This window comes from Paenarthrobacter sp. NPDC057981, assembly GCF_042886835.1.
GTDB lineage: Bacteria > Actinomycetota > Actinomycetes > Actinomycetales > Micrococcaceae > Arthrobacter.
Window position 1 is genome coordinate 34,294 of the sequence record NZ_JBHVQI010000035.1, and the last position, 6,514, is coordinate 40,807.

The window sequence follows — 6,514 nt, forward strand, 5'->3', positions numbered from 1 at the left end:
TTAGGCGAGGAAACCCCGCAGCAGCGAGGCCGTGCCCTCCAGGTGCTCCATCGTGGCCCTTTCGGCGGCAGGGGCATCGCCGCGAAGGATGGCCTCGGCGATCTCCGTGTGTTGCTCGTTTGCGTGCTCAAGATTGGTTCCCAGCAGCGGAATCCGGTCCAGCAAGTCGTTAAGTCTGGCTCGGGTTTCTGCTACGGCCGATACCAGACTCGCAGAACCGCACATTTCGGCGATGGCAATGTGGAAGCGGGAGTCGCGGGGGCGATAGCCGGATGCCGTCGCCGCGCACACCTCAGACAGGCACACTTGCAGGTGCCTTCGTGCGGCTGCGGACAGATCAGCCTTGGCCGCCAATCCCGCAGCCGCGGGCTCGATGATTGACCGGAAGAGCAGGACGTCTTCAACTTCTGCCGGGTCCAGCGGCCCCTGGTCCGGTTTCCGCTGCACAGTATCCGTGGAGACGTACGTGCCGCCATACCTGCCACGCTGCACTTCCAGGTACCCGGCGCTCTGCAGTTCGCCCAAAGCATCGCGCAGTGTCGCCCGGGAAACGCCCAGTTGCTCGGCCAGTTCACGTTCCGGCGGAAGTTTTTCGGCCGGGGCAAAGATACCCAGCTTGATGGTCTGCAGGACGTGTTCGATCGTCTCCTCGAACGCGTTGCCACCTCTGACCGGGCGCAGCATTGAGAACGACGGGCCGAAGGCTGGATCCGGCACGGGCAGCTCCTTTCACAGGAAGCGCATCACCCCAAGGAGATGCTGCTGCCTTCATGCTACCCATGTCTCCAGTCAAAGGTCGCGAAAGAGACCATTGGTGCGACTCGCGGGCATTTAGGACGCACTTTTCCGGGGAAGTCTTGACGTGTGCCACATCACAGTCCACACTGAGAAGCACGCAATGGACTAAAAACAGTCCTTTAGGATCTCAAGGTCCTCCCAATTACTTTCCCACAAGCATTCCTCAAACGTAAGGAACACGCATGGAAACAGTGGAACAACCGTCCGGTGGCGAGGACGAGTATTTGCAGCATCGGCGCCTCAAACGAGGGGCAGCGGGCTGGGTCCTGCTCGCCGGCCTGGGTGTGGCCTATGTGATCTCCGGAGACTTCGCGGGCTGGAACCTGGGCCTCGCCCAAGGAGGATGGGGCGGGTTGCTGATCGCCTTCGTCCTCATGGCAGTCATGTACACCTGCATGGTCTTCGGGCTTGCCGAACTCTCGTCAACGCTCCCCACTGCGGGTGCCGGCTACGCCTTTGCCCGCCGCGCCCTTGGGCCATTAGGCGGCTTTGCCACCGGCATGGCTGTGCTCATTGAGTACGCGGTGGCCCCCGCAGCAATCGCAACGTTCATCGGCGGCTATGTGGAAGCATTGGGCCTGTTTGGCCTGACCAACTCCTGGCCCGTCTACCTCGTCACCTACGTCATCTTCATCGGCATCCATCTTCGTGGCGTCGGCGAAGCCTTGAAGATCATGTTCGCCATCACTGCGGTGGCTGCAGTCGCCCTGGTCGCAGCCGTAATAGGCCTCCTCCCCAAGTTTGACGCGGCCAAGCTCTTCGACATCGTCCCTGATGGATCAGCCGGTTCCAGTGCTTTCCTGCCCATGGGAGTCAGCGGAATCCTGGCCGCCCTGGTGTACGGAATCTGGTTCTTTCTTGCCGTCGAAGGTGTTCCCCTGGCCGCGGAAGAGACGTCCAACCCCAAGCGGGACATGCCACGCGGCATCATCGTGGCAGTCATCATCCTGGTGGTCTTTGGAGCGCTGATGCTGGTTCTGGTCCCGGGTGCTGCGGGTTCACAGGCAATGAGCAGCTCCGACAACCCCCTTCCCGAAGCCCTCCGGATCGCCTATGGCGGAAACACCTTCCTGGCCGACTTCATCAACTACGCAGGGTTGGCCGGTTTGGTGGCCAGTTTCTTCTCCATCATCTACGCCTACTCCCGTCAGCTGTTCGCCCTCTCCCGTGCCGGCTACCTCCCCCGCTGGCTCTCGCTCACGGGCGCGCGCCGCACCCCCTACTGGGCCCTGATTGTTCCCGGTACCATCGGCTTCCTGCTCGCGGCAATAACCCACGACGGCGCCCTCCTGATCAATATCGCAGTCTTCGGAGCCACGGTTTCCTACGTCCTGCTCAACCTTTCGCACATCGTCCTGCGCAAGAAGGAGCCCAACCTCGAACGTGGCTACAGGACTCCGGGCGGAGTCGTCACAACGTCGATCGCCCTGGTTCTGTCCGCTGTGGCAGTCGTGGCGACGTTCGTCGTCGACGTTTTTGCCGCCTCCATCACGGCAGCCATCTTCGCTGCCGCCCTTCTCTACTTCTGGCTTTACAGCCGGCACCGGATCGTGGCGGGCGCGCCCGAAGAAGAGTTCGCCCAACTCGCCATGGCCGAAGCCGAGCTGAAGTAACAACCCAAGTCACGTAACAACAATGTCCAACCACAAAACTGCGGAGACACCATGAATGACCAAAACAAAGAACACTTCCCGGACCAGCAGCTCACCGTCGAGCATCTGCGGGAACTCGTGGGCCGTGGCGAGATAGATACGGTAATCGTCGCCATCACGGACGCCCTCGGACGGTTGCAGGGAAAGCGCTGCGGGGCACGTTCCTTCCTTGAAGACGTCCTGGGCCACGGGGCGGAAGGCTGCAACTACCTCTTGGCAGTCGACGTCGATATGAAGACCGTGGACGGCTACGCCATGTCCTCTTGGGAGACCGGCTACGGAGACATGGTGATGATGCCGGATGTCTCCACCCTGCGCCGCGTCCCCTGGTTGGAAGGCACTGCAATGGTGCAGTGTGACGTGCTGTGGACCGACGGCCGGCCGGTTATTGCTTCGCCCCGCCAGATCCTGAAGGCGCAGATTGAGCGGCTCGAAAAGCTCGGTTACCGGGCCTGCGCCGGTACCGAACTGGAGTTCATCATGTTCGATGACTCCTATGCCCAGGCCTGGGAAAAGAACTACAACGGCCTCACGCCGGCCACGCAGTACAACGTGGACTACTCGCTGCTGGCCACCGCCCGCCTGGAGCCGGTGATCCGCTCCATCCGCAACAACATGGAGGCTGCGGGCCTGGTGGTGGAGTCGTCCAAGGGCGAGTGCAACCTCGGCCAGCAGGAGATCACCTTCCGCTTCGACCAGGCCTTGGCCGCCTGCGACAAGCACACGTTCTACAAAAACGGCGCCAAGGAGATCGCCGACCAGCACGGCAAGAGCATCACGTTCATGTCCAAGTTCAATGAACGCGAGGGCAACTCCTGCCACATCCACTTCAGCCTCACCGACCTGGAGGGGAACCCGGTCCTGGCCGGCGACGGCGAACACGGCTTCAGCCCGGTCATGGAACGTTTCGTGGCGGGACAGTTGACTGCGCTGCGCGAGCTGACGTACTTCCTCGCGCCGAACATCAACTCTTACAAACGGTACGTCGAAGGCAGTTTCGCCCCGACGGCTGTCGCCTGGGGACTCGACAACCGCAGTTGCGCGCTGCGCGTCGTGGGACACGGCAAAAACCTCCGCACCGAGAACAGGATCGGTGGCGGCGATGTGAACCCCTATCTGGCAGTCGCAGCGATGATCGCAGCTGTCATCCACGGCATCGAAAACGACGTTCCCCTCCAGCCGATCACCAAGGGCAACGCCTACGAATCCGACGCCGAGCGCCTGCCCACCACGCTGCGGGATGCCCGTGACCTCCTGGCCGAAAGCAGCATCGCACGCAAGGCCTTCGGGGACGACGTCGTGGACCACTACGTCCACGCTGCCACCGTGGAACTCACCGCTTATGACAGCGCCATCACCGATTGGGAGAGGACCCGTGGCTTTGAACGACTCTGACATCACCTACCGGCCCAGGATTGCGCTGACCAGTTACCTTCAGGAGGCCTCCTGGGGTGTGTGGAATACGACGGCGGCCATCCTCCCAGCGACCTACGTTGAGGCAGTCGTCGCAGCCGGAGCTACGCCACTGTTGCTCCCACCCGTAGGAACCGACCCCTCAGTGCTGGACCTGGTGGACGGACTGATCGTGGTGGGAGGACCCGACGTCGATCCTTCCCTCTACGGGCAGGAACCGCATCCCACAACGCGGCCACAGCCGCTGCGGGACAACCACGACTCCGAGCTCCTTCGCGGCGCGCTGGACCGCGGGCTTCCGCTGTTCGCGATCTGCCGGGGCGCCCAGCTCCTGAACGTTGTGCAGGGCGGCAGCCTGGTCCAGCACATTCCGGACATCAATCCGGAGGCCAACTGCCAGCCGGCTCCGGGCGTTTTCGGTGAAGCCAGCTTCACGACCGAGCAGGGCAGCGTGATCCACGATCTCCTGGGCGACTCAGCGACGTCTCCCTGCTACCACCATCAGGCGATGGACTATGTTCCCGATCAACTCCGTGTCACTGCCCGTTCCGCCGACGGCATGATCCAGGCCGTCGAAACCACGGACGGCAACTGGGTGCTGGGCGTCCAGTTCCACCCGGAACAGAACCCTGACGATCTCCGGCTCTTCCGCGGCTTCGTGGAAGCAGCGTCCCATTACCGGGCCGACCACACCGCGACCATGAAAGCGATGTCCCCAGCATGACCTCAACAGTCTTTGACGTGATCAACCCGGCCACCGAAGAAGTCATCCAGACCGTGCCCTTGGCTGGATTGGCCGAAACGGACGCAGCCATCGCGAAGGCTGCAGCCGCCTACGAATCCTGGCGGGCAGTAGCCCCCGCCGACCGTGCGCTGCTGCTGCGCCGGTTCGCCGCCGCCGTCGACCATGACCTGGAAAACCTTGCCCAGCTGGAGGTCCGCAACGCCGGACACACCATCGGCAACGCCCGCTGGGAAGCCGGGAACGTCCGCGATGTCCTCAATTACTACGCCGCCGCACCCGAACGGCACTTCGGGCGCCAGATCCCGGTGGCCGGCGGCGTCAACATGACGTTCCATGAGCCCTTGGGTGTGGTGGGCGTGATCGTGCCGTGGAACTTCCCCATGCCGATTGCGGGGTGGGGTTTCGCTCCGGCCCTGGCCGCAGGGAACACAGTGGTGCTCAAACCTGCCGAGGTAACACCGCTGACGGCGATCCGCCTGGGCGAGCTCGCCCTCGAGGCCGGCATTCCTGAAGGCGTCTTCCAGGTGCTTCCGGGCAAGGGGTCCGTGGTGGGCCAGCGGTTCGTCACCCATCCCGCAGTGCGCAAGGTGGTTTTCACCGGCTCCACCGGCGTTGGCAAGCAGATCATGGCGGGCTGCGCGGACCAGGTGAAGCGGGTGACGCTGGAACTTGGCGGCAAGAGTGCCAACATCGTTTTCGACGACGCCGACCTGGAGCTTGCCGCTGCGGCGGCACCGGGTGGGGCATTCGACAACGCCGGCCAGGACTGCTGCGCCCGCTCGCGGATCCTGGTTCAGCGAAGTGTGTACGAGCGCTTCCTTGAGCTGCTGGAACCCGAAGTCCTGGGGATGCGGGTGGGTGATCCGGCGGATGCCGCCACCTCAATGGGCCCGCTCATTTCGGCCCAGCAGCTGGGTACGGTTTCGGCTTTCGTGCCCGACGGCGCCCCGGTCGCCTTCCAAGGTAAGGCGCCCGAAGGCCCCGGCTTCTGGTTCCCGCCCACCGTGCTGACTCCGGAGCTGGATGCGCCGTCGTTCACGGACGAAATCTTTGGTCCGGTAGTCGCCGTCGTGCCGTTCGACGACGAAGCGGACGCCATCAGGATCGCCAACAACACCGAATACGGGCTATCCGGGTCCATCTGGACGTCCAAGGTGGACCGTGCCCTTCGCGTGGCGCGCGCGGTCGAGTCCGGCAACCTGTCCGTCAATTCGCACTCCTCCGTCCGCTACTCCACGCCGTTCGGTGGCTTCAAGCAATCAGGCCTCGGCCGCGAACTTGGCCCTGACGCCTTGGATGCGTTCACCGAGGTCAAGAACGTCTTCATCTCCACCCAATCCGCTTAGTCTTTCCACCCTGATAAAGGAGCAACAATGCAAGCAGTAGTTTCCAACCGTCTCGCAGGCCGCAGCGCAGTCATCACCGGAGGTGCCAGCGGCATCGGACTGGCCACCGCACGCCGGATGGCCGCAGAGGGCGCCAACGTGGTGATCGCGGACATCGAACCAACCTCCGGCATCGCCGCCGCGAACGAAGTGGGAGGCCTGTTCGTGAAGGTCGATGTCACCAGCGAGGAAGAAGTCCGCAACCTCTACGCCCAGACAAAGGAGACCTACGGCAGCGTCGACATCGCCTTCAACAACGCAGGCATCTCCCCCGCCGACGACGCCTCCATCCTTGACACCGGCATCGACGCCTGGCGCAGGGTCCAGGAAGTGAACCTGACCTCCGTTTATTACTGCTGCAAGTACGCGATCCCGTACATGCAGGAACAGGGCAAGGGCTCCATCATCAACACGGCCTCCTTCGTGGCAGGGCGCCGTTGGAATCAAGCGTGATGGCGTTTGGATCCGAGTCCGCCAGCAGCTGTTGGCTGATGGTGGCCTGGGACGTGGAGAGGGAGAAG

General features: G+C 63.1%; 5 protein-coding genes and 1 pseudogene. 5 read left to right on the plus strand and 1 reads right to left on the minus strand.

What is annotated here, in order from left to right; genetic code table 11:
• Nucleotides 1-717, minus strand: a complete 717-nt coding sequence (locus ACFVSI_RS20760; protein WP_387827975.1) for a FadR/GntR family transcriptional regulator — start codon at nt 715-717, stop codon at nt 1-3.
• A gap of 263 nt (nt 718-980) precedes the next feature.
• Between ACFVSI_RS20760 and eat the strand changes: the two genes are divergently transcribed.
• From eat to ACFVSI_RS20785, 5 genes and pseudogenes are all read left to right on the plus strand, one after another.
• Nucleotides 981-2,411, plus strand: coding sequence for an ethanolamine permease (gene eat / locus ACFVSI_RS20765; RefSeq protein WP_387827978.1), 1,431 nt, complete (start codon nt 981-983; stop codon nt 2,409-2,411).
• A gap of 51 nt (nt 2,412-2,462) precedes the next feature.
• A complete protein-coding gene (locus tag ACFVSI_RS20770; RefSeq protein ID WP_387827980.1) occupies nt 2,463-3,845 on the plus strand; it encodes a glutamine synthetase family protein in 1,383 nt (460 codons plus the stop codon).
• On the plus strand, nt 3,826-4,587 hold the full coding sequence (locus tag ACFVSI_RS20775) for a gamma-glutamyl-gamma-aminobutyrate hydrolase family protein (RefSeq protein ID WP_387827983.1): 762 nt from the start codon (nt 3,826-3,828) through the stop codon (nt 4,585-4,587). The genes ACFVSI_RS20770 and ACFVSI_RS20775 overlap by 20 nt, the downstream gene beginning before the upstream one ends.
• Nucleotides 4,584-5,954 carry an aldehyde dehydrogenase family protein gene (locus ACFVSI_RS20780; protein WP_387827986.1) on the plus strand — a complete coding sequence of 457 codons (1,371 nt, stop codon included), beginning with the start codon at nt 4,584-4,586 and terminating at the stop codon, nt 5,952-5,954. Before ACFVSI_RS20775 ends, ACFVSI_RS20780 begins: the two co-directional genes overlap by 4 nt.
• A gap of 27 nt (nt 5,955-5,981) precedes the next feature.
• Nucleotides 5,982-6,422 (plus strand): annotated as a pseudogene (locus ACFVSI_RS20785) (SDR family NAD(P)-dependent oxidoreductase); the annotation flags it as partial.
• Nucleotides 6,423-6,514: the final 92 nt, after the last annotated feature.